Here is a 24,338-nt window from a genome sequence, read left to right on the forward strand (position 1 = left end):
GTCCCGGCGCTCATTGCGAATCAGTTGGATTTTGATGTTGCCGCCGGCTTGGGCGCAGTGGAAATCGAACTGCCCGGATCAAGGATCTGGACAAAGATTTCCCCGTTCTTGATCATGCCCAGCTCATAACGGGCACGCTCTTCCACCGCTCCCGTCCCATCGCGCAAATCCCGCACTTCAGAATTAAGCTTGTCGTTGCGCGCCTTGAGTTCGGCGTTCTTTTTCTGCGCCGTTTCGACCTGGCCTTCAAGATCCCAGACGCGCAGCCAGCCGCCCTTCCCCAGCCACAGGGGATACTGGATCAGCAAGAGCAAGGCCGCAAGGCTGAGTGTGATGAGACGCATGCGTGCATTCTAAAGAAATTTGGGGGCCGATGCCCCCAAATTTCATCCAACTGTCACTTCCGGTTAACGCAGGTTGTAGAACGCGCTGCGGCCCGGGTAGCTGGCGATGTCGCCGAGATCTTCCTCGATGCGCAGCAGCTGGTTGTACTTCGCCATGCGGTCCGAACGGGACATGGAACCGGTCTTGATCTGCAGCGCATTGGTGCCGACCGCGATATCGGCAATCGTCGAATCCTCGGTCTCGCCCGAACGGTGCGAAATCACGGCGGTGTAACCCGCGCGCTTGGCCATCTCGATCGCCGCAAACGTCTCTGTCAGCGTGCCGATCTGGTTGATCTTGATGAGGATGGAGTTGGCGATGTTCTTCTGGATGCCTTCACGCAGGATCTTGGTGTTGGTCACGAACAGGTCGTCGCCCACCAGCTGTGCCTTCTTGCCCAGCGCATTGGTCAGCGTCGCCCAGCCTTCCCAGTCGTTCTCGGCCATGCCGTCCTCGATGGAAATGATCGGGTACTTGTCGCACCAGGTCGCCAGCAGGTTGGTGAAATCGGCCGACGACAGCGACAGGCCTTCGCCCGACAGCTGGTACTTGCCGTCCTTGTAGAACTCGGAAGCGGCGCAGTCCAGGCCCAGCGCGATCTGCGTGCCCGGCTCGTAGCCGGCCTGCTCGATGGCTTGCAGGATCAGCTTGATCGCTTCTTCATGGTTGGCCACGGACGGAGCGAAGCCGCCTTCGTCGCCGACCGCGGTGGTCAGACCCTTGTCATGCAGGATCTTCTTGAGGGTGTGGAACACTTCGGCGCCGTAGCGGATCGCTTCGCGGAAGGACGGAGCGCCCACCGGGATGATCATGAATTCCTGCAGGTCGAGGTTGTTGTCGGCGTGCGCGCCGCCGTTGATGACGTTCATCATCGGCACCGGCATCTGCATCGCGCCGGAGCCGCCGAAGTAGCGGTACAGCGGCAGGCCGGATTCCTCGGCGGCAGCCTTGGCGACCGCCATGGACACGGCCAGGGTGGCGTTGGCGCCGAGGCGCGACTTGTTCTCGGTGCCGTCGAGGTCAATCAGGGTGCGATCGAGGAAAGCCTGTTCATTGGCGTCCAGGCCCATGATGGCTTCGGAGATTTCGGTGTTGATGTTTTCGCAGGCCTTGAGCACACCCTTGCCCATGTAGCGGCTCTTGTCGCCGTCGCGCAATTCGATGGCTTCGCGCGAACCGGTGGAGGCGCCGGACGGCACGGCGGCACGGCCCATGACGCCGGATTCCAGCAGCACGTCGCATTCGACGGTAGGGTTGCCGCGGGAATCGATTACTTCACGGCCAATGATGTCTACGATAGCACTCATTCAAAATCTCCCAGATAAAAGAAAATCCTGTTGGGCGCGGTGGGCGCCGAATTCTGCTTCATTATTGTCAGGCGGCGCGCATCCGCACCGGAAAACCGCAAATCCGATTACGAAAAATCGGTTTCCGCAAAACCTGCCTTCTTCACGACACGGTCGAGTTCGACCAGCGTGGACAGCAAGTCTTTCATGCGGCCAAGCGGGACGGCATTGGGACCGTCGGACATCGCCTCTGCCGGCTTCGGATGGGTTTCCATGAACAGGCCGGAAATACCGACCGCGACTGCAGCGCGTGCCAGGACCGGCACGAATTCGCGCTGGCCGCCGGAAGAAGTGCCCTGCCCGCCCGGCAACTGCACCGAATGGGTGGCGTCGAAGACGACCGGACAACCCGTTTCGCGCATGATTGCCAGGGAGCGCATGTCGGACACAAGATTGTTATAGCCGAAGGAAACACCGCGCTCGCAGGCCATGAAATTGTCCTGCTCGAGGCCGGCTTCCTTGGCGGCGGCACGCGCCTTGTCGATGACATTCTTCATGTCGCCGGGTGCGAGGAACTGGCCCTTCTTGATATTCACAGGCTTGCCGGACTGGGCGCAGGCGCGGATGAAATCGGTCTGGCGGCACAGGAATGCCGGCGTCTGCAGTACATCGACGACGGCCGCAACGGGTTTGATTTCGTCGATCTCATGGATGTCGGTCAGTACCGGCACGCCGATCTGCTTCTTCACTTCGGCCAGGATTTCCAGGCCCTTCTGCATGCCCAGGCCGCGGAAGGATGTACCGGAGGAACGGTTCGCCTTGTCGAAAGAGGACTTGTAGATGAACGGAATGCCGAGTTCGGACGTGATTTCCTTCAGGCGGCCCGCGGTGTCGAGCGCCATTTGCTGCGACTCGATCACGCAGGGACCGGCGATCAGGAAGAACGGCCGGTCGAGCCCTGCTTCAAAACCGCATAATTTCATGCTGCTTTCCTCTCGGACGACGCCTGCTTGTGTGCCAGCGCTGCCTTGATGAAGGAAATGAACAGCGGATGGCCGTCGCGCGGGGTCGACTTGAATTCGGGGTGATATTGCACGCCGACGAACCACGGATGGCCGCTCTCGCCGGTACGCGGCAATTCCATGATTTCGCACAGGCCTTCATTCGGCGTACGCGCGGATACGATCAGGCCCGCTTCTTCGACGCGAGTCAGGTAATGGTTGTTCGCTTCGTAGCGGTGACGATGACGTTCGGTGACCTTGTCGCCGTAAATTTCCGATGCGATGGTGCCCGGCTTGACCGAGCAGGTCTGCGCACCAAGGCGCATGGTGCCGCCGAGGTCGGAGTTCACATCGCGGCGCTCGACCTTGCCGTCGTGGTTCTGCCACTCGGTGATCAGCGCGACGACCGGCTGTTCGGTGTCGGGATCGAATTCGGTGGAATTGGACTTGGTCAGGCCGGCCTTGTTGCGGGCATATTCGATCAGGGCCACTTGCATGCCGAGGCAGATGCCAAGGTACGGCACCTTGCTTTCGCGTGCGTAACGTGCGGCAGCAATCTTGCCCTCGACGCCGCGCTTGCCGAAGCCGCCCGGAACCAGAATGGCGTCGTACTTGGCGAGATTCGCCACGCCCTTTTCCTCGATCTCTTCGGAGTCGAGATATTCGATGTTCACGCGGCTTTCGGTGTGGATGCCGGCATGACGCAGCGCTTCGGTCAGCGACTTGTACGATTCGGTCAGGTCGACGTACTTGCCGACCATGCCGATGGTGACTTCCGCTTTCGGATGCTCCAGCGCGTAGACGAGCTTGTTCCAGACGGACAGGTCGGCCGGCTTCGGCGAAATATCGAGCTTTTCGCAGATGATCTTGTCCAGGGCCTGGTCATGCAGCATCTGGGGGATCTTGTAGATCGTGTCGGCATCCCACACGGAGATGACGGCTTCCTCGCGCACATTGGAGAACAGCGAGATCTTTGCGCGCTCGTCGTCCGGAATGCGGCGGTCGGCGCGGCACAGCAGCGCGTCGGGCGAAATACCGATTTCGCGCAGCTTTTGCACGCTGTGCTGGGTCGGCTTGGTCTTCAGTTCGCCGGCGGACGCGATGTAAGGTACCAGCGTCAGGTGAACGAATGCGGTCTCGTTGCGGCCTGCGCGCAAGCTGAGCTGACGTGCGGCTTCCAGGAAGGGCAGCGATTCGATGTCGCCAACGGTTCCGCCGATTTCCACCAGCGCGACGTCGAAACCTTCGGCGCCACGGTGGATGAAATCCTGGATTTCGTTGGTGATGTGCGGGATCACCTGCACGGTCTTGCCCAGATACTCGCCGCGGCGCTCCTTGCGGATCACGGATTCATAGATCTGGCCGGTGGTGAAGTTGTTCACCTTCCTCATCTTGGCCGTGATGAAGCGCTCATAGTGGCCGAGGTCGAGGTCGGTTTCGGCACCGTCGTCGGTGACGAACACTTCGCCGTGCTGGAATGGGCTCATCGTACCGGGATCAACGTTGATGTACGGATCGAGCTTGATGAGAGTGACTTTGAGGCCGCGCGATTCTAGGATCGCAGCGAGTGACGCGGCTGCAATCCCTTTGCCCAGGGATGAGACAACGCCGCCAGTGACGAATACAAACTTGGTCATTGCTGAGATGTGCCGGACGGCACGTGCGGGAAATTCAAATTATAACCTAAACCGGTCCGGCCTTCCCTTGTTTCATGCTTCTCATATCAATCTGACCATACTCTCAGGGCGTGTAGGAAAACTGCAGATGCAGGTAGTTTTGCGCACCGATGGAATTCGATAAGTCCCTGATTTCATTGCCACGCCGGACAAACGCCAGCCGCGCGCCGTATGCCCCGCGATTCCACACGATCCCGGCTTCCGCACTTCCGGTGAACCGTTTGGGGTCGACGGTATGTGGGTTGTTTTTTGTGAAATATCCGCCCTGAAGGGTCGCGTTGTAACCCACCGCGCGAACCTCCGTGCGCAAGTAGGCATGGAATGCGGGCGCGGACGGCAGGATATTGAGCTGGCCGGCGCGCGCCAGCAGACTTGCGCCGGCGTCGGTGAAAATATTGCCGAAACGGGCGCTGAACGCCGGCGTGATGTCGAAAGAAGGCCCGAAAGCCCATCGCACCGGCGCAATTTCAGCGTGCAGCACGACACCTGCTTCGTTCCTCACCTGCTTGCCCCACCCGCGCGGCAGCGGCTGGTCGATCACCTTGTGGAACTGCGTCTGGGTCCATTCGCCGCCTGCGCACGGGCCAAGGCAACCGATATCAACGCCTATCTTCGTATACGTGCCGTCCGCAAGCCGCACTTCCCTGAAGATGCCGCCGTACAGCCAGCCGGCATAGGGATGGTTCGGCGGGCCGACGAACTCGGGCGGCAGCTTGATATCGGAGGCCGTGTACAGCTCCTGCCCAATCCGCCAGCCGAAGCTGGTCATCCTGTCGCCGCTGCGCAGCGAACGGACATCCGTGTAACGCATGCCGCTTGTGTAAAAACCGTCATCGCGGTCAAGCAGCAACGTATCGTTGTCGATATCGACAAGGTGCGTAACCGTACCTTTCGTGCGCACGTTCTCGTACTCGGTGACGATATCCGAAAAAGAAGTGGCCCCCGCGGAGCCCGCCGCGAGCATCGCCAGGCAAAAGACGATCGGTTTGTCGGACAGGTAACGCATTTCGCTCACTTTGGAAGAATGGTCTGGATCATGCCGTGCACAGCCTTGGCAGCGGCAACCGGATGCTCCATCGGGAACAGATGTCCGCCGGGAATCTGTGCGAAATGGCGGCCGACGAGACGGCGCGTCGCCGCCAATCCCGCCTGGCGGCATTCGACGGAATCTGCGCCGCCGACAAAGCCGACCGGCACCGGAAACGGCCGGCGGATCAATCTTCCCAGATCATGAGGCAAGGTTCGGTAAACAGCAGTTTCCGTCTCGCGCGTGAAGCGGAGGGTGACGCCGTCCGAATGGGACATGAGCCCGTGCTCGACATAGTCGCGCAACACTTCCTGCGGCCATGCGGCGAACATGGGCTTGCTTGCATAGTGTTCGTACGCCGCGTCGACACTTGGCCACACATTGCGCCGTTTCTCGGAGAACTGCGCCGGGGAAAACCGTTTGTCGACGCCAAGCCGCTTCGCGGCGCGCAGCAATACTGCCCGCCAGCCCACCACGACGGGCGAATCCAGCAGCACGACGCAACGTGCAAGTTCCGGCCGCGCCCTCGCCGCCATCAGGCTGAGCATGCCACCCATCGAATGGCCGACAAGAATCACCGGTTCGGTGTAGCGGGACTCCAGTTCATCCACCAGTTCCCTGACCAGGGCCGGCCAGCCATTGCTGACTGGATAAGCGGGATTGTGGGCGTGCATGGGGAGTGCCTGGACATCGTAATGCTTGCGCATGTGATCGAAAAAGACGCGATACGTGCCGGACGGATAACTGTTGGCGTGTGCGAAATGAAGGAAGGGACGGTGCATTCTTTTCCTGGATTGCCGGATGCTGGAATGAAGCAGATTGTAATTCGATTGGCGTCTTCAGGATTGGAACACTTTACCTAACGGCCGTACCAGTAACGCGCATGCTCCGTCCGGTATTCGCCCACTTCAAGCGTCCGCCCGAAGCGTATCGACACCGCACCCGATTCGTCCGAGCGGATGCGCCTGACGCCAAGCCGGCCGTATCGATCGAACACCTCGGCCTTGGGATGCCGATACCGGTTGCGGTAGCCGACCTGGAACAGGGCGATTTCCGGTTGCACCGCGTTCAGGAAGGCCTGCGTCGACGACGTGCCGCTGCCATGGTGCGGGGCGAGAAGGATGGTGGAGCGCAAGCGTTCGGGATCGCTATCGACAAGGGCTGCCTCCTGTGCCGCCTCTATATCGCCGGGCAGGAGGATGGAATGTTCGCCGAGGGTGATCTTGAGGGTGCAGCTGCGCGCATTGGGCTTCCATTTCACGCTCTCATAGCTCTCCACGTTCGGGTGCAGCATGTCGAAGCGGATGCCGTCCCAGTCCCAGGCCTGTCCGTCGACGCAACGCTGGTGCGCCTGTGACGCTTCGATGATCGCATGTCCATCCGGAAGCGACGAATAGACAGTTGCCACATCGATCTCGTCCAGGATAGACAGCGCACCTCCGGAATGATCGTTATCGCTGTGCGATACCACCACTGCATCGAGCTTCCCGATTCCACGGGCGCGCAGGTACGGCAGGATGACGCGGTTGCCGCCATCGGATTCCGTCGAATAGGCCGGGCCGGTGTCGTACAACAGGCGCCGCTGTTCTGTTTCGATCAGTAGCGCCATGCCCTGCCCCACGTCGAAGGCAGTAACCCAGAGCTCCCCTTCCTTTGGATGAAACGGAGTATTCAGGAACAATGGGAGGAGTCCGGCAAGGCCGAGCCATCGCACGGGCCAGCCTTTCGGCGCGAGCAGCCACAGCGTGCCGGTCAGCGCCGCAAGGAACATCCACCATGAAGGAATCGGTGCGCTCCATACTGCAGCCGGAGATTCGCTCAAAATTTCGAGTATGGAGGCAAGCCATGCCACCATCGCATGCGCACTGCCAAGCACCCACCCGATCAATGGCTCGGGCAGCACGCTGCCGGCCAGCGACAAAGGCGTAACGAGAAAGCTGATCAATGGAATGGCAATCGCGTTCGCCACCGGACCGATCACTGAAAACTGGCCGAACAGCAGCATCGTCAACGGGATGAGCCCTATGGTGACGACGTACTGGGTTCGCGTTGCCGACCGTAATCCGGTCGTCCATTTATGCACGACAGTTTCTTCGTCTACCGTGATCCGCGCCCTCCCAGCAGAGGCATACAGGATGATTGCCACCGCGCCGAACGACAGCCAGAAGCCGGGCCAGAGCACCGCCCACGGGTCGAGCACGATCACAACGGCAAGCGCTGCACACAGCACATGCGAAACATTGGTGATCCGCCCGAACCAGACAGCCAATGCAACGACGGTCAGCATATAGAGCGTTCTCTGTGCCGGGACACCAAATCCGGCGAGCAGGACGTATACCAGCGCCATGCCGGCACCGGCCAGCGCCGCGGCTTTCTGTGCGGGCAGCACCAGCGGCAGGTTCGCGCGCGTGAAGAATGAACGGCGCCAGAGCGCCAGCACCAGGGCGGCGAACATGCCGGACACCATCGTGATGTGCAGACCGGAGATGGAAATCAGGTGTCCGACGCCGGTCCGGTTGAATACCTTCCAGTCGGACTGGCTGACCGCCCGCTGGTCGCCGATGACGAGCGCGACGATCACGCCCGCGTATTCCTTGTCCGGCAGCGCATCGTGTATCCGGTCGCGCAGCCATGCCCTGCTGCGTTCGACGACATTGCGAAAACCAGGGACGAAATCGTCCAGCCGCTGATTCTTCAGTGCGGCGCGCTGGTCGGGACGGACATAGCCGGTTGCGCGCAAGCCCTGTTCAAGCAACCAGACTTCATAGTCGAAAACGTGGGGATTGGCATTGCCGTGCGGCCGGCGCAGGCGCACCGTGAGCTGCCATCGTTCGCCCGGCTGTACGCGACCGACCGCCTGCATCTCGTCGGCACGGAAGGCGGAATACCAGGACAGGGCCAGCCGTGTGGGCACTGCCGGCATTTCTTCATCCTCATCATTCGTCGCATCGACGATGCGTTCCACGGCAAGATTGAAGCGCATACCCTGCTCGAAGTAGTAAGGCAGGCTGTCAATCGTGCCGATGACGGTGATATCGCGGCCTTCCCACTCCTTGGCCAGCTCTTCCGACAGCGTATGCTGGGCCAGCAGTCCGGCCCAGGAAAATCCGAGCACGATGCCGCAGCAGAACAGGAGTGCAGGACGGAGCACCGGATGACGTACACGGCGCATCCAGCAGCCTGCAAGAAATGCCGCCGCAAGCAAGAGCGCCAGTACCCAGACCGCAGGCAGCGCAGCCTGGTTCTGCAAGATGGCTGCGCCAGCCACCAGACCGACAACGAGACTGCGCATCGCCCTAATTCAGTCGAGGCAGCACATTGCGTGCATTGCGGGAAGTGATGTCGGCAACACGTTCGACCGGAATGCTTCGCAAGCCGGCAAGCACCTGGCCTATGCGAGGCAATTCTTCCGGGCTGTTGCGCCGTGGGTGCAACCAGACAGGAGAAATGTCGGGCGCGTCTGTTTCCAGGACAATCGCGCTTTCGTCCACGGTCGCAGCAAGTCGACGGATCTGCAGCGCCCTGGGGAAAGTCATCGCGCCGCCGAAGCCCAGCTTGAAGCCGAGACGGATAAATTCTTCCGCTTGCTGGAAACTGCCGTTGAAGGCGTGGGCGATACCGCCGGGCATGTCGATGCGCCGCAGGTACTTGAGGATGATGTCCTGTGAACGTCGCACATGCAGCAGCACCGGCAATCCTGCGTCACGCGCGATTTTCAGTTGCTCGCTGTAGAAAAATTCCTGCTTCCTGCGCAATTCGCCTTCGCCCAGGCCGGGAACGAAGAAGTCGAGGCCGATTTCGCCGACCGCAACGAAGCGGGGATCATCCATGGCGGCGTCAATCGCCGCGCGCAGTGCGTCCAGATCCTCTTCGGCGGCCTGCGGTACGAAAATGGGATGAATCCCGAGTGCGTAGAAGCAGTTCGCGTGCCGGCCCGCAAGCTCTCTGACGGTCGCGAAGTTATCCCTGGCGATCGCGGGAATCACGATCTGCGACACGCCCCCCTGCCCCGCTGCCTGCGCTACAGCCCCGGGGTCCGCGCCGAATTCGGCCGCGTCAAGGTGGCAATGGGTATCAATCCACATAGGGATGAAGTCCATCCTCCGACAGCCGCAACACGCGGTCGCAGTGCCGCGCGAGTTCAATGTCATGCGTGACGATGACGAATGCCGTGCCGAGCGTACGCGACAGCTCGAGCATCAGGTCGAAGGTCTTGTGCGCGGTGACACGGTCAAGATTGCCGGTCGGTTCGTCCGCCAGCACACAGGCCGGTTGCGTGACCAGCGCACGTGCCAGTGCAACACGCTGGCGCTCGCCGCCGGACAGTTCGCCGGGGACGTGCGTGACGCGATTCGCCAGGCCTACGCGTGCGAGCACTTGTTGCGCGGCGTCGTGCGCTTCGGATCGGCGCTTCCGGCGGATCATCAGCGGCATGCCGACGTTGTCGAGCGCGGAAAATTCCGGCAGCAGATGATGGAACTGGTAGACGAAGCCAAGCGCGCTGTTGCGCAGGTCTCCGCGCGTCTTTTCATTGAGGCTGGCGAAATCGCGCCCTTGCAGCGTGACGCTGCCCGCACTCGGCGTATCGAGTCCGCCCAGCAGATGCAGCAGGGTCGATTTGCCGGAACCCGACGCGCCGACAATTGCCACACGCTCGCCCCTGCTGACGCTGAAATCAATGCCACCGAATACATTCACCGAGTACTTGCCCTGCGTGAAGGTTTTCGCGAGGCCGCGGCAAGACAAAACCACCTGATCCGTCGTATTCACGATGCCATCCTTATTCATAGCGGAGCGCCTCCGCGGGACGCACATTGGCGGCACGCCAGCTCGGATACAGCGTCGCCAGGAAAGCGAGCACGACGGCGACGCTGCCGATCGTCCAGACGTCCGGCCAGCGCAGATCCGACGGCAGCGCGCTGATCAGGTAGATGTCCTTGGACAGGAATTGCACGCCGAGCAAGCGTTCGATGAACGGCACGATGACGTCGATATTCATCGCAACCGACACGCCAAGGCCAACACCGATTGCCGTTCCCAGCAAGCCGACCAGCGCGCCCTGGATGATGAAAATCTTCATGATCGATCCTGGCGATGCGCCGAGCGTGCGAAGGATGGCGATATCGGCCTGCTTGTCGGTCACGGTCATGACCAGCGTGGAGACGAGATTGAATGCCGCCACCGCGATGATGAGCGTGAGGATGATGAACATCATGCGTTTCTCGGTCTGCACGGCGGCAAACCATGTCCGGTTCTGCTTCGACCAATCGAGAATCAGCAGATTGCCGCTCAGGATGCGCGACAGCGTCAAGGCGACTTCCGGCGCACGTTGCATGTCGGCGATGCGCAGGCGCAAGCCGGTCGGCGCTTCCAGCTTGAACATCCGCATGGCGTCGTCGATGTGGATGAATGCCAGGCTGGAGTCATATTCGTTGTGGCCGGCCTCGAAGATCCCCCCCACGGTGTACTGCTTCAGGCGCGGCAGGACGCCTGCGGGCGTTACCTGCCCCTGCGGCGCGATCATCGTGACCTTGTCGCCGACGTTGACCCGCAATGCGCGCGCAAGATCCTTGCCAAGCACGATATTGAATTCGCCCGATTTCAGGCTGTTGAAGCTGCCGTCGCGCACCTGGTCGGCCACATCCGAGACTTTCGGCTCCTGGTCGGGCAATACGCCGCGAATGACGACGCCGCGCACCGAGTCGTCCCGCGTCATCATGGCCTGGGCCGCAACGTAGGGGGCGGCACCTTTTACCTCTTTCGCCTGGAAGGCTTCGCGGGCGGTTTCCTGCCAGTTCGGCATGCTGCCGGTGGCGTCGAAGACTTCGATGTGCGACAGCACTGACAGCATGCGGTCACGGACCTCCTTCTGGAAGCCGTTCATGACCGACAGCACGACTATCAGGGCCGCGACACCGAGCGCGATGCCGGCCATCGAGATCAGCGAAATGAATGAAATGAAGCTGTTGCGCCCGCTGCGGCGTCCGGCGCGCGTATAGCGCATTCCGACCAGCCACTCGAAGGGCATGTTCTTGATGATGCTCAAAAGGGACTCCTGAAGACGGCCGGGACCACGCGGATGGACCGGCCTGCATTTCCGGCAGCGCGCCTGTCAAATAGACTTCTTGGCAACTTCTGCTGCCGGGAGTTTGCCATAGCGCACTGCGCGACGACAAGACTTTTCTCAATCAAATCAAAGGTTTAAAGAGAAGAAAAGCACACTCCCCTCCTTTTAAATCAATGACTTACGGAAGCAAAATCGCAGCCGGCGTTGATCGCGAGCGCTCAATAGACAGAGCCGGGCTTTCCGTCCGCAGCCAATTGCCCTTCCCCGCCCGGGAACTGTGCGCGGAGGTTCCGTGTCGCCACTGCAAGCAGGCGCGCGTCCACTCCTGCAGCGACAAAGGTGCAGCCCATGTCGAAATAGCGCTTCGCCTGCGCGGGATCCGATGAGAGGATTCCCGCCGCCTTCCCGCTACCGATAATACGGCGCAGTGCGCCATCAATCGCCGCCTGTACATCGGGGTGCCCGGGGTTGTTGCGGTGTCCGAGCGAAGCCGCAAGGTCGGCCGGACCGACGAACACGCCGTCGACGCCCTCCACGGCGCAGATCGCCTCCAGGTTTTCCAGCGCCAGTTTCGTTTCGGCCTGCACGAGGAGGCAGACCTCATCGTTGGCGCGCTCGACATAGTCGGGCAGCAGCCCCCAGCGCGATACCCGTGCGATGGCGCTGCCATCCCCGCGGACACCTTCCGGCGGATAGCGTGTTGCCGCCACGAGTTGCCTCGCCTGTCCAGCGGTATCGACCATCGGTACCAGCAGCGTCTGCGCGCCGATATCCAGCAGTTGCTTGATCAGTGCCACATCGCCGACAACGGCGCGGACGATGGGATGGCCCCGGTACGGCGCAACGGCCTGGAGCTGCGCCAGGATGCTGCGCACGTCGTTCGGCGAATGTTCGCCATCGATCAGCAGCCAGTCGAAGCCGGCCGTAGCACACAGTTCCGCCGTGTACGGATCGCCAAGCGACAGCCACAGGCCGACCTGCGGTTCGCGCCTGGCCAAGGCGGCCTTGAAGGTATTCTCAAACATGCATGTCCTTTCGTTGCATCAGCCGATATCGACAGTCCGCACCAGGTCCGCAATGGCGCGACCGAGTTGTTCCGTGCTTGCCTCGCCCCCCAGGTCAGGCGTGCGCGGCCCCTTGGCCAGGACGATTTCGATGGCCTTGAGAATGGCGTCATGGGCTTTCATGTATCGGTCATCGCCGCTCGCCCCCGCTGCCTTGCCGAGGAAATCGAGCATCAACGCTCCGGACCAGATCATCGCAACCGGATTGGCAATGCCTTTACCGTAGATATCCGGTGCCGAACCGTGGACAGGCTCGAACAGCGACGGGAAACGGCGGTCAGGATTGAGGTTCGCCGATGGCGCCAGGCCGATCGTGCCCGCGCATGCCGGACCGAGATCGGACAGGATGTCGCCGAAAAGGTTGGATGCCACCACGACGTCAAAACGATTCGGCTGCAGCACGAAGCGCGCGGTCAGGATGTCGATGTGCTGGCGGTCCACCGACACGCCGGGAAACTGGCGCGCCATGGCATCGGCACGCTCGTCCCAGTACGGCATGCTGACGGCGATACCGTTCGATTTCGTGGCAACCGTGAGATGACGCCGCGGGCGCGACTGTGCAAGTTCGAATGCGTAGCGAAGCACCCGGTCGGTTCCGGTGCGCGTAAAGACGGATTCCTGCACCACCAGCTCGCGCTCCGTCCCTTCGAACATCCGTCCCCCGAGTGCCGTGTATTCGCCCTCCGTATTCTCGCGGACCACGAAGAAATCGATATCGCCTGGCTTGCGATTGGCCAATGGGCAAGGCACGCCCTCGAACAGCCGCACCGGCCGCAGGTTGATGTACTGGTCGAAGTCGCGCCGGAACTTGAGCAGCGAACCCCACAGCGAGATGTGGTCGGGCACTTTCGCCGGCCAGCCCACTGCGCCGAAATACAATGCGTCGCAATCCACGATTTGCTCGCGCCAGTCCGGCGGCATCATGCCGCCGGTTTTTTCGTAGTAAGCACAACTGGCCCAGTCGATGTCGCGGAATTCGAGATCGAGCGAAAATCGCTCGGCGACAGCCTGCAGCACGCGCATGCCTTCGGGCATGACTTCGTTGCCGATGCCGTCACCCGGGATGACGGCAATCCTGAATGGTTTCTGTTGAAGTGAGGTCATGGGCATGTTCCAAGATGTGTGAGTGCGGCCATCCTACCCTTTTCCGCCATTCCGGGCAGGATGCCGATCGCCGCACGGCCTGTTTTTTTGTGTCTGTCATACAATCCCGGCATGACTGAGCTTGATATTCTCCTCCCGTTCGGCTTGCCGCCGCCGGAACTGGCCGGCGACTTGCTGAAATCGCTGGAATCCCCCTCGCTGGCCGTGCTTGCTTCCCGAACAAAATCCGGTGACGCGCATCATGAAGTGATCGAAGAATTCCAGCGCGCCCTTCCGCATGAATTGTGGATGGCTCGCCGTTTCGGCTTGGAAGACGGCCTGAAGAAGCATGGCAGCCCGCCGATCGCATCCGCCTTGATGGCAGCGATGCATGTCGCGCCGCAGCCCGGCACCTGGTTCGTCTTGCAACCGGTTCACATCCACATCGCACGCGACCATCTTGTCCTGACCGATCCCCGGCAGCTTGGGTTGGGCGAGGAAGAGTCGCGTGTACTCTTCGATATTGCCGCCCCGCTATTTGCCGAGGCCGGGAAGCGCCTGCAGTACGGAGACGCATCGACCTGGTTCGTGGACGCAGAAGACTGGCGCGAGCTCGAGACGTCCAGTCCTGATGCCGCCAGCGGGCACAACATTGACATCTGGATGCCCAAGGGCGAGCGCGGGCGCGACTGGCGCAAGGTGCAAAACGACGTGCAGATGCACTGGTTCAACCACGCCGTCAACGAAGCCCGGGAAGCACGCCGGCAGAAGCCGGTAAATTCCGTCTGGCTCTGGGGCGGACCATCCGGCCCGCACAATGAAAAGAGTTCGCACTACGAAAAGGCGTTCAATCTGTCCGGAAGCATGCAAGCCTTTCGCAGTTTCTTGCCCGCGCATGGCGATGCCGCCGATGCAAGCGCCCTGCTTTCGTCGGCAGCCGGACGCAACATGCTTCTCCTGGACACCCTGCTCGAACCGGCCCTGGCCAACGACTGGGCTGGCTGGCTGACAAAGATGAAACATCTCGAGGAAATCTGGTTCGCCCCCTTGCTGCAGGCGCTCAAGTCCGGCAAGATCGACCGGGTTTCCTTGATCGTTACCCACGACTCCCGCATTTCCCGATTCACCGCCACCCGGTCGTCGCTGCGCAAATTCTGGGTCAAACCATCCCTCGCACCACTATGTCCGTGACCCGCATCCTTACCCGCAACGTGCCTTTCCGCACGGCAGAAATGCTCCGCCAGCAAGGCATCCATCCTGTGCTCGCACGGATTTACGCCGCGCGCGGGCTGGCCGACACGGCGGAACTGTCAAGCGAGCTGACATCGCTCATCACGCCTTCCGGCCTGTTGCATATTGACGCGGCGGCGTCCTATCTCGCCGATGCGATTGCAGCGGAAAAGAAACTGGTCATCGTCGCCGACTACGATTGCGACGGCGCAACGGCCTGTGCGGTCGCCCTGCGTGGATTGCGTCTGCTCGGCGCGCGTGTCGATTACATCGTGCCGAACCGCTTCGAATACGGATACGGGCTGACGCCGGAAATCGTCGAGCTGACCATGCGTGAAAAGTCGCCCGACGTCATTGTCACGGTCGACAACGGCATTGCCAGTATCGACGGAGTGGAAGAGGCAAAACGGCGTGGAATCGACGTGGTCGTCACCGACCATCACTTGCCGGGCGACCGGCTCCCCGACGCACGCGTGATCGTCAACCCCAACCAGCCATCCTGCGGCTTCCCGAGCAAGAACCTGGCGGGCGTCGGCGTCATGTTCTACGTGCTCCTCGCATTGCGCGCCGAACTGCGCAAGCGCGGCGCCTTCGATGCGCAGACCCAGCCCAAGCTGGACGCCCTGCTCGATCTCGTCGCCCTCGGCACCGTCGCCGACGTCGTCAAGCTCGATGCGAACAACCGCATCCTCGTCGCCCAGGGTCTCAAGCGGATGCGCGCCGGCCGGATGCAACCCGGCATTGCCGCACTGTTCCGCGCCGCAGGACGCGAAGCCCGCCGCGCCACCCCCTTCGACCTTGGTTTTGCGCTCGGCCCACGCCTGAACGCAGCCGGGCGGCTGGCGGACATGTCCCTCGGCATCGAATGCCTGACGACCGAGGACGAGGGACGCGCCTGGGCCATCGCGCAGCAGCTCGATGCCATCAACCGTGAACGACGCGACATCGAAGCGGACATGCAGGATACCGCCATGCTGCTTCTCGACAGCTACGACCCGCGGAACAGGACCACGATCAGCGTCTTCGACGACTCCTGGCACCAGGGCGTGATCGGCATCGTCGCCTCGCGCCTGAAGGACAAATTCTACCGCCCGACGATTACGTTTGCCCCGGGGGGCGAAGGCCTCATCAAGGGCTCGGGCCGCTCCATCGCCGGCTTCCACCTGCGCGATGCACTGGACCTGGTGTCCAAGCACGCCCCTTCCGTCATCACGAAATTCGGTGGCCACGCAATGGCCGCCGGCCTCACGATCCGCGCCGATGCCTTCGACGCCTTTGCCGACGCTTTCGAAGCGGTCGGCAGGGAATGGCTGACGCAAAACCAGCTGGAACGCGTGATCGAAACCGACGGGCCGCTGGAGGAAGCCTATTTCTCGACGCAATTCATCGAGCTGATCGACAGCCAGGTCTGGGGCCAGGGCTTCGCACCGCCGGTGTTCTGCGACGAGTTCCGCGTCCTGAACCAGCGCATCCTGAAGGAAAAGCACCTCAAGTTGCTGCTGGAAAAGAATGGCAAGCGCTACGACGCCATCTGGTTCGGCCATATCGACGACCTGCCGGAACGCGCCCTCGTTGCCTACCGGCTGGATGCGAATGAATACAATGGCGTGACCCGCGTCCAGCTGATGGTGGAACATGCGCAGGCGGCCTGAAGCGTGACAATCTGACATCGGCGCAAGCCCGCTTCCCGCCTCGGAAGGGCCTGCGTCGGGTATAATGGCAGGTTTGATTGCAAGTGAATTCGCCATGGAAGCCGAACGCCTAAATTCCCTCTCCTCGCTGCTCGCGGACCTGAGCACCCGCACGGCCGAACTACGGAGGTATCTTTGACTTCGATGTGAAGTCGGAGAAGCTCGAACAAGTCAACGCCGAACTGGAAGACCCCAACGTCTGGAACGACCCGAAACGGGCCCAGGACCTCGGCAAGGAAAAGAAATCGCTGGAAGCGATCGTCCTCACCCTCACCAAGATCGACGCCGATCTCGCCGACACCCGCGACCTGTTCGCGATGGCGCGCGAAGAGCAGGACGAAGACACGCTGGTTGCCATCGAGCAGGACGCGGAAGAACTCAGGAAGCTGGTCGAAGGCATGGAGTTCCGCCGGATGTTCTCCAATCCGATGGATCCGAACAACTGCTTCATCGACATCCAGGCCGGCGCCGGCGGCACCGAGGCTCAGGACTGGGCGTCGATGCTGTTGCGCCAGTACCTGCGCTATTGCGAGCGCAAGGGTTTCAAGGTCGAAATCCTGGAACAGTCCGACGGTGAAGTGGCCGGCATCAAGACCGCGACGCTCAAGGTCGAAGGGGATTACGCCTACGGCTTTTTGCGCACGGAAACCGGTGTGCACCGGCTGGTGCGGAAATCACCGTTCGATTCCGCCAACGGCCGCCACACCTCTTTCTCCAGTATTTTCGTGTATCCCGAAGTGGATGAGTCGATCGATATCGACATCAACCCGGCTGATGTGCGCGTTGACACCTATCGCGCATCCGGCGCCGGCGGCCAGCACATCAACAAGACCGACTCCGCCGTCCGTCTTACGCACGCGCCTTCCGGGATCGTCGTTCAGTGCCAGAACGACCGCAGCCAGCACCGCAACCGCGCCGAAGCGTGGGAAATGCTGAAATCGCGCCTGTTCGAACTGGAATTGCGCAAGCGCATGAGTGAACAGCAGAAACTGGAAGACTCCAAGACCGATGTCGGTTGGGGCCACCAGATCCGCTCTTACGTGCTCGACCAGTCGCGCATCAAGGACCTGCGCACCAATCATGAAGTCGGCAACACCAAGGCCGTGCTTGACGGCGACCTCGACGATTTCATCGCTGCCTCGCTCAAGCAGGGCGTATAACCGCATTTCACCATCGACCGCAGAATGTCCATGACCAACCAACACGAACAAAACGTACCGGCGCAAGACGAGAATTCCATCATCGCCGAACGCCGCGCCAAGCTGGCCGCGCTGCGCGAGCAGGGTCCTGCCTTCCCCAACGATTTCCGCCCGGAGCACAAGGCCGCCGACCTGCACGCGCAGTACGGCGAACTCGACAACGAACAACTTGAAGCACAACCGATCAAGGTATCCGTCGCCGGTCGCATGATGCTCAAGCGCGTGATGGGCAAGGCGTCCTTCGCCACCCTGCAGGATGCGTCCGGCCAAAAGGCCAACGGCCGCATCCAGCTCTACATCACCAATGACAATGCCGGCGAGGAAACGCACGCCAGGTTCAAGCATTACGACCTGGGCGACATCCTCGGCGCGGAAGGCCTGCTCTTCAAGACCAAGACCGGCGAGCTGTCCGTCAAGGTGACCGGCCTGCGCCTGCTGACCAAGTCGCTGCGCCCCCTGCCCGACAAGTTCCACGGCCTGCACGACCAGGAAACCAAGTACCGCCAGCGTTACGTCGACCTCATCATGAGCGAGGACACGCGCCGTGTGTTCAAGGAGCGCACCGCTGCCATGTCATCCATGCGACGCTTCATGTCCGAGCACGGTTTCATGGAAGTCGAGACGCCGATGCTGCATCCGATCCCAGGCGGCGCCGCGGCCAAGCCGTTCATCACCCACCACAATGCGCTGGACATGGAAATGTTCCTGCGCATCGCGCCCGAGCTGTACCTGAAGCGCCTCGTGGTCGGTGGTTTTGATCGCGTGTTCGAGGTCAACCGCAACTTCCGCAATGAAGGCGTGTCGCCGCGCCACAATCCGGAATTCACGATGATGGAGTTCTACGCCGCCTACGTGGACTACAAGTGGCTGATGGACTTCACCGAAGCAGTCATCCGCCAGGCTGCGATCGATGCGCACGGCACGGCTTGCCTGACCTACCAGGGCCGCGAACTGGATCTCTCCAAGCCGTTCGAACGCCTGACCATCGTCGGCGCCATCAACAAATATGCGCCTGGATACACGGACGAACAGCTGCACGATGCGACATTCCTGCGCACCGAACTGAAGAAGTTCGGCGTCGAGCCGATGAAGAACGCCGGCATCGGCGCCCTGCAGCTCGCGCTGTTCGAAGAGACGGCCGAATCCCAGCTTTGGAATCCGACCTACATCATCGATTACCCGATCGAAGTGTCGCCGCTCGCACGCGCATCCGATACAGTGCCGGGCATCACCGAGCGTTTCGAACTCTTCATCACCGGCCGCGAAATCGCCAACGGCTTCTCCGAGCTGAACGATGCGGAAGACCAGGCTGCGCGTTTCCATGCGCAAGTAGCAGCCAAGGATGCGGGCGACGAGGAAGCGATGTTCTTCGACGCCGATTACATCCGTGCGCTGGAGTACGGTTTGCCGCCCACAGGCGGCTGCGGCATCGGCATCGACCGCCTGATGATGCTGATCACCGATTCGCCCAACATTCGCGATGTGATCCTGTTCCCGCACCTGCGCCGGGAAGACTGAAATACGCTGCCAGACTGGCAAGGGAAACGGGACCGGAGACGGTCCCGTTTCCCTTTCATGCAGCGGTTGCCTTGACAGACGACAAACGCCGTTACAAAGCCTTACACCTGACACACTAAACGCCTTTTTTTGCCAAGGCTTACCTCTGATAATCGTCTCAAATGCATTTCACGGACGATGTCCGCATCAGGAGGTAAAAAATGGAAAATACGCCATCCACCCGAATTCATCCGCTGGTCGCCGGCGCAGCGATTTCCGTCATGCTGGTCAGCCTTACCGGCGTGGCCGCCATCACCGGTCTTATCCCGAACTCACATAGCACGGCCACGCCCGTTACCGCGACCGTCGGCGCCGCCGCTGCGGCAACGTCGCCAGCCGCGCTGGTTGAAAGCAAGACAGAAACAAAGACTGCAGCGAAAGAGGAAGACGAACCTGTTCCGGAAAAGCGAGCCAGCGCATCGCGCACGGCCCAGGCAGAGCAGCCACGTGCCCGCCGCATCTATAGCGAACCGGCTCCGAAAGTCGCTCAGGCTCCAGCGGTATGCCATAGCTGCGGCCGCGTGGAATCCGTGCAGGTGATCGAGCAGGCAGCACAACCGAGCGGCGTCGGCATGGTGGCCGGCGCAGTCCTCGGCGGCGTCCTGGGCAACCAGGTCGGTGGCGGCAACGGCCGCAAGATCGCTACCGTCGCAGGTGCAGTCGGCGGCGGCTATGCCGGGAATGAAATTGAAAAGCGCACGCGAACCACGGCAACCTATCAGGTACGCGTTCGCATGGAGGGCGGCGAAGTCCGTACCTTCCCGTATGCCCAGCAACCAGGCTGGAGTGTCGGTGACCGGGTACGGGTGGTAGACGGCCAACTCACTTCCCGCGCCTGAAGCAATCGCCCCTCCCCCTCATGGCGGCTTCGTGCCGCCTTTTTTCTTTCCCGCAACAATTTTTGAGCCCACCCGGCCTTTGTACAAGATGCGACATCACACTTGCGCTCGATAGCAGGCCAACGCATACTTGCCATTTATGCATCATTGGAGACGATCGATAGTGGCTCACGACGACGACAATTTGACGCTAGGAAAAACCAACGCAGAATCCTCTGTCCTTGGTTTTGGTTTGCCCGCCGGAAGCGATGCCACCACACTCTCCAGACACCATGAGTATCCGGACGCCGGAAGCACATGGCCTGAGTCGCAAATCTCGGCGCTCTCTACCAGGCTGGGCGTTGAAGAGACCATAGCCCATTACACAGACCTTTACGACAGCGCCCCGGTCGGCTACTTCCGCCTGGACCGCACTGGCACGATCATCGAAGTCAACCTTACCGGCGCCGGCCTGCTCGGCATCACGCGCGCCTCCCTGCTCCGCCGCCGGCTTGAGGAATTCATTTCGATCGACATGCATGCCTCGTTCAACGCCTTCCTGAAGCAGGTCTTCCAAGGCGATTCAAAGGAGACATGCGAACTTCGCTTCCTCGACACGGACAAGAAGGCATTCTTTGCCCACCTGGAAGCGAACGCCGACGATGAAAGAAAGACGTGCCGCCTGGTCCTGTGCGACATCAGCGACCGCAAGCAGGCCGAGTTGAGCCTGATCGAGAGCGAAGAGCGATTCCGCCTGATGGCAGACTCCGCGCCGGTCCTGATCTGGATCACAGGTCCCAATCGCGACTACCTCTGGTTCAACCGCATGTGGCTCGATTTCACCGGCCGCCCCCTTGAAGATGAACTCGGAAGCGGATGGCTTGAGGGCATTCATCCGGATGACATGCCTGCCTGCATCAATGCGCACGCCGCAGCGCTCGATTCACGTACCCCGTTCACCGTCGAGTATCGACTGCGCCACCGTAACGGCCAGTTCCACACGATGCTCGCACATAGCGTGCCGCGCATTTCTCCGCTAGGCCGCTTCCTCGGCTACATCGGCACCTGTACCGACATTACCGAGCGAAAAAAAATGGAGGATGCACTCCAGCACTCGCGGGAAATGCTGCGCCACCTCGTGTCACACCAGGAAAGGGTACGGGAGGACGAGCGGAAAAGGATCGCGCGCGAACTGCACGATGACCTCGGGCAGAACCTTCTCGCGCTTCGGATCGACGTGGCGATGCTCTATGACCGGACCAGGCTGCATTCAAAACTGAACGAGCGGGTACGCCTCGCACTCAACCACATTGATGCAACAATGAAAGCGGTGCGTGCTGCGATCAACAACCTCCGTCCGACCGTGCTGGATCTCGGCCTCAACGCGGCAATCGAATGGCAGGTGAAGGATTTCGAACGCCGGAGCGGGATCGACTGTGACCTGCGCATGGAGGACGATATTGCTCTAGACGACAATCGTGCGACAGCCTTGTTCCGGATCCTTCAGGAATCCCTGAACAATGTCATCCGGCACGCGCAAGCAAACAACGTCGAGATTTCTCTGGGTATCGCAGATGAAAAGTTGTACATGCAGATCACCGATAACGGGATCGGGATTTATCCCGACTGCCGGAGGAAGGCGAACTCCTTCGGCCTCATCGGCATCGAGGAACGGATCATCGCCTTGGGCGGCGAGCTGGACATCCATAGCAATACCGATCACGGCACGACTGTGACCGTCTCGATTCCCCTCGATCCGGCCTGACACCGTACAGGAAACTTACTTTACTTCTTCGATCCAGGCCATCTGGATCGCCTCCAGGACTTTTTCGCCTCCGTGCTTGCGGTCGTCATCGAAGTCTTCCAGCTCGCACACCCAGTTGTGCAGGTCCGTGAAGCGGATCGTCATGGGGTCAACGTCGGGAAACTTGTCGTGCAGCTCTTCGGCAATACGGGTAACGTCAGTCCATTTCATGATGTCCCCCAATTAGTGGTTTTCGCTGACCTGGTTGATCGTATATTTCGGAATCTCGATCACGAGGTCTTCGTTTTCGACAACAGCCTGGCAGGAAAGGCGCGAGGTCGCCTCAAGACCCCATGCGCGGTCCAGCAGGTCCTCTTCCTTTTCTTCCGGCTCGCCGAGCGAATCGTATCCTTCCCGGACAACAACGTGACAAGTCGTGCATGCGCATGATTTTTCGCATGCATGCTCGATATCGATGTCATTCTCGAGCAATACGTCACAAATCGACTTGCCTGCGGGCGCTTCGATTACCGCACCTTCGGGACAAAGGGTCGCGTGGGGAAGTACGACGATTTGGGGCACTTGTGTTACCTCGATAGAGTGTTATTGATGTGTTCCGGGGCGTCACGCCACCTGGTCGAGCTTCTTGCCTGCGAGCGCGTGACGCACGCTACGGTCCATCCGGCGCGCGGCAAATTCCTCGGTTCCTTTTGCAAGCGCCTCCACCGATGCCTTGATTGCGTCATGGTCCTCGCCGCTAACAGTCTGGCGAAGCCCTGCCATCAGAGCCGCGATTTCGCCGCGTTCCTCGTCCGAGAGCAGGTCGCCATCCGCATCCAGAGCGGACTGCGTAGCCAGGAGGATCCGTTCGGCCTCTACCTGCTCCTCCCGCAGGGCGCGCAGTTTCATGTCGATATCGGCAGACTGGAAAGAGTCCTGCAGCATCTTCGTGATCTCTTCATCCCCCAGGCCGTAGGACGGCTTGACGGATATCGAGGCTTCGACGCCCGAACGCTGCTCGCGGGCGGACACGGACAGCAGGCCGTCGGCGTCTACCTGGTAGGTAACGCGAATGCGGGCCGCGCCTGCCGCCATGGGCGGGATGCCGCGCAACTCGAAGCGCGCCAGCGAACGGCAGTCGCTGACGAGCTCACGCTCGCCCTGCACGACATGGATGGCCATGGCAGTCTGCCCGTCCTTGAAGGTGGTGAATTCCTGCGCCCGTGCGCACGGAATCGTGGAGTTTCGTGGAATGACCTTCTCGACCAGCCCGCCCATGGTTTCGATACCGAGCGACAGTGGAATGACATCGAGCAGCAGCCAGTCGTCTCCGGGAGCACGATTCCCTGCAAGCAGGTTGGCCTGGATGGCCGCCCCAAGCGCGACAACCTTGTCGGGATCGATGTTGGCCAACGGCGTGGTCTGGAAAAAGTCGCCCACCGCCTTGCGGATGTGCGGCATGCGCGTCGCGCCACCGACAAGGACTACACCGTCCACGTCATCTGCGGTCAGGCCGGCATCGCGCAGGGCTTTTTTGGTCGGCGTAATCGTTTTGTTGACGAGATGCTGTGTAATCTGGGAGAAGGTCGCCGCAGTAATTGTGAGATGTACTTCCTCGCCGGAATTGAGCACCACATCGATGTGGGTTTCCGCCTGCGTTGACAGCAGCTCCTTGGTCTCGCGCGCCTTTACCATGAGGACGCGCATGTCCTTTTCGGACAAGGGTGCAAGATGCGCCTGCTCGATCATCCAGCACATGAGGCGATGATCGAAGTCGTCGCCGCCCAGTGCGGAATCGCCGCCGGTTGCCAGCACCTCGAACACGCCCTTGGTCAGCTTGAGGATGGAAATATCAAACGTTCCGCCACCAAGATCGTATACGGCATAGATACCCTCGGAGCCGTGGTCCAGACCATACGCGATTGCGGCTGCGGTCGGCTCATTCAGCAGGCGCAGCACGTTCAAACCGGCGAGCTTGGCCGCATCCTTGGTCGCCTGGCGTTGCGCATCGTCGAAATACGCCGGCACCGTGATCACGGCACCGACCAGTTCATCGCCGAGTGCGTCTTCCGCCCGCTGCCGCAACGTGGCAAGGATTTCCGCGGATACCTCAACCGGGCTCTTGATTCCCGCGACGGTTTTCAACTGGACCATGCCGGGTGCATCGACGAAATCGTACGGCAGGTTCTCCGCGTAAGCGATGTCCTTCAGGCCGCGGCCCATGAAGCGCTTGACGGAGACGATCGTGTTCTTCGGGTCGGTGGTTTGCGCAGCCTGCGCCTTGTAGCCGATGTTTGCGTTGCCATTGGCCAGATAGCGCACGATCGACGGCAGCAGCGACCGGCCCTCTTCGTCGGTGAGCACTTCTGGAATGCTGCTGCGGACAGTCGCAACAAGCGAATTGGTCGTCCCCAGGTCAATGCCCACGGCCAGCCGGTGCTGGTGCGGCGCGGTGGACATGCCAGGTTCGGAAATTTGGAGTAGTGCCATAGGTTGTCTTCAGTCAGTCAA

At 61.0% G+C, this 24,338-nt stretch carries 21 protein-coding genes; 6 read left to right on the forward strand and 15 right to left on the reverse strand.

The features are described from left to right. Nucleotides 1–20: 20 nt before the first annotated feature. The 12 genes from ftsB to AC3WOY_RS04425 all read right to left on the reverse strand — a co-directional run bounded on the left by ftsB (nt 21) and on the right by AC3WOY_RS04425 (nt 13,609). Nucleotides 21–344, reverse strand: coding sequence for a cell division protein FtsB (gene ftsB, locus AC3WOY_RS04370; protein ID WP_492421142.1), 324 nt, complete (start codon nt 342–344; stop codon nt 21–23). Between the two features lie 63 nt (nt 345–407). Then, nucleotides 408–1,691, reverse strand: coding sequence for a phosphopyruvate hydratase (gene eno, locus AC3WOY_RS04375; protein WP_492421144.1), 1,284 nt, complete (start codon nt 1,689–1,691; stop codon nt 408–410). Between the two features lie 107 nt (nt 1,692–1,798). Then, nucleotides 1,799–2,653: a 3-deoxy-8-phosphooctulonate synthase gene (gene kdsA, locus AC3WOY_RS04380; RefSeq protein WP_492421146.1), complete on the reverse strand. Its 855-nt coding sequence runs from the start codon at nt 2,651–2,653 to the stop codon at nt 1,799–1,801. Beyond that, entirely contained in the window at nt 2,650–4,308 is a 1,659-nt protein-coding gene (gene pyrG / locus AC3WOY_RS04385) for a CTP synthase (RefSeq protein WP_492421148.1), read from the reverse strand. Before pyrG ends, kdsA begins: the two co-directional genes overlap by 4 nt. A 103-nt stretch (nt 4,309–4,411) precedes the next feature. After that, nucleotides 4,412–5,353, reverse strand: a complete 942-nt coding sequence (locus AC3WOY_RS04390; RefSeq protein ID WP_492421150.1) for a lipid A deacylase LpxR family protein — start codon at nt 5,351–5,353, stop codon at nt 4,412–4,414. Between the two features lie 5 nt (nt 5,354–5,358). Further along, nucleotides 5,359–6,156, reverse strand: coding sequence for an alpha/beta fold hydrolase (locus AC3WOY_RS04395; RefSeq protein ID WP_492421152.1), 798 nt, complete (start codon nt 6,154–6,156; stop codon nt 5,359–5,361). 77 nt (nt 6,157–6,233) lie between these two features. After that, nucleotides 6,234–8,666: a DNA internalization-related competence protein ComEC/Rec2 gene (locus AC3WOY_RS04400; RefSeq protein WP_492421154.1), complete on the reverse strand. Its 2,433-nt coding sequence runs from the start codon at nt 8,664–8,666 to the stop codon at nt 6,234–6,236. 4 nt (nt 8,667–8,670) lie between these two features. Further along, complete coding sequence (locus AC3WOY_RS04405; protein ID WP_492421156.1) at nt 8,671–9,459, reverse strand: TatD family hydrolase; 789 nt, start codon at nt 9,457–9,459, stop codon at nt 8,671–8,673. Further along, nucleotides 9,449–10,162 carry a lipoprotein-releasing ABC transporter ATP-binding protein LolD gene (lolD, locus tag AC3WOY_RS04410; RefSeq protein WP_492421158.1) on the reverse strand — a complete coding sequence of 238 codons (714 nt, stop codon included), beginning with the start codon at nt 10,160–10,162 and terminating at the stop codon, nt 9,449–9,451. The genes AC3WOY_RS04405 and lolD overlap by 11 nt, the downstream gene beginning before the upstream one ends. Continuing rightward, a complete protein-coding gene (locus tag AC3WOY_RS04415) occupies nt 10,155–11,420 on the reverse strand; it encodes a lipoprotein-releasing ABC transporter permease subunit (RefSeq protein ID WP_492421160.1) in 1,266 nt (421 codons plus the stop codon). Before AC3WOY_RS04415 ends, lolD begins: the two co-directional genes overlap by 8 nt. Before the next feature lie 239 nt (nt 11,421–11,659). After that, nucleotides 11,660–12,466 carry a 4-hydroxy-2-oxoheptanedioate aldolase gene (gene hpaI / locus AC3WOY_RS04420; protein WP_492421162.1) on the reverse strand — a complete coding sequence of 269 codons (807 nt, stop codon included), beginning with the start codon at nt 12,464–12,466 and terminating at the stop codon, nt 11,660–11,662. A gap of 18 nt (nt 12,467–12,484) precedes the next feature. Beyond that, a complete protein-coding gene (locus tag AC3WOY_RS04425) occupies nt 12,485–13,609 on the reverse strand; it encodes a tartrate dehydrogenase (RefSeq protein ID WP_492421164.1) in 1,125 nt (374 codons plus the stop codon). A 111-nt stretch (nt 13,610–13,720) separates the two neighbouring features. Here AC3WOY_RS04425 and AC3WOY_RS04430 point away from each other — a divergent pair, with 111 nt between their 5' ends. From AC3WOY_RS04430 to AC3WOY_RS04455, 6 genes are all read left to right on the forward strand, one after another. Continuing rightward, entirely contained in the window at nt 13,721–14,779 is a 1,059-nt protein-coding gene (locus AC3WOY_RS04430; protein ID WP_492421166.1) for a hypothetical protein, read from the forward strand. Nucleotides 14,780–14,820: 41 nt separating this feature from the next. Next, nucleotides 14,821–16,470 carry a single-stranded-DNA-specific exonuclease RecJ gene (gene recJ, locus AC3WOY_RS04435; protein WP_492429187.1) on the forward strand — a complete coding sequence of 550 codons (1,650 nt, stop codon included), beginning with the start codon at nt 14,821–14,823 and terminating at the stop codon, nt 16,468–16,470. A gap of 94 nt (nt 16,471–16,564) precedes the next feature. Further along, a protein-coding gene (gene prfB / locus AC3WOY_RS04440) for a peptide chain release factor 2 (RefSeq protein WP_492421168.1) occupies nt 16,565–17,669 on the forward strand; the annotation gives its coding sequence in 2 pieces (ribosomal slippage) (nt 16,565–16,645 and nt 16,647–17,669; 1,104 coding nt in all). Between the two features lie 30 nt (nt 17,670–17,699). Beyond that, nucleotides 17,700–19,226 (forward strand): lysine--tRNA ligase, encoded by a 1,527-nt coding sequence (gene lysS / locus AC3WOY_RS04445; RefSeq protein ID WP_492421170.1) that lies wholly within the window; start codon nt 17,700–17,702, stop codon nt 19,224–19,226. A gap of 200 nt (nt 19,227–19,426) precedes the next feature. Then, nucleotides 19,427–20,104: an outer membrane lipoprotein gene (locus tag AC3WOY_RS04450; protein ID WP_492421172.1), complete on the forward strand. Its 678-nt coding sequence runs from the start codon at nt 19,427–19,429 to the stop codon at nt 20,102–20,104. A gap of 163 nt (nt 20,105–20,267) precedes the next feature. Further along, nucleotides 20,268–21,848: a PAS domain-containing sensor histidine kinase gene (locus AC3WOY_RS04455; RefSeq protein ID WP_492421174.1), complete on the forward strand. Its 1,581-nt coding sequence runs from the start codon at nt 20,268–20,270 to the stop codon at nt 21,846–21,848. Nucleotides 21,849–21,863: 15 nt separating this feature from the next. Here AC3WOY_RS04455 and iscX read toward each other — a convergent pair whose 3' ends face one another. Genes iscX through hscA form a run of 3 tightly spaced genes read right to left on the reverse strand, consistent with a single transcriptional unit; the run spans nt 21,864 to nt 24,317 of the window. Then, the gene (gene iscX, locus AC3WOY_RS04460) at nt 21,864–22,058 is read right to left on the reverse strand and encodes a Fe-S cluster assembly protein IscX (protein ID WP_492421176.1); all 195 of its coding nucleotides are present in this window, start codon (nt 22,056–22,058) and stop codon (nt 21,864–21,866) included. Nucleotides 22,059–22,070: 12 nt separating this feature from the next. Continuing rightward, nucleotides 22,071–22,409, reverse strand: a complete 339-nt coding sequence (fdx, locus tag AC3WOY_RS04465; RefSeq protein ID WP_492421178.1) for an ISC system 2Fe-2S type ferredoxin — start codon at nt 22,407–22,409, stop codon at nt 22,071–22,073. A gap of 42 nt (nt 22,410–22,451) precedes the next feature. Continuing rightward, entirely contained in the window at nt 22,452–24,317 is a 1,866-nt protein-coding gene (hscA, locus tag AC3WOY_RS04470; RefSeq protein ID WP_492421180.1) for a Fe-S protein assembly chaperone HscA, read from the reverse strand. Nucleotides 24,318–24,338 lie beyond the last annotated feature (21 nt).

It is taken from the genome of Noviherbaspirillum sp. FW303-A3 (assembly GCF_058788695.1).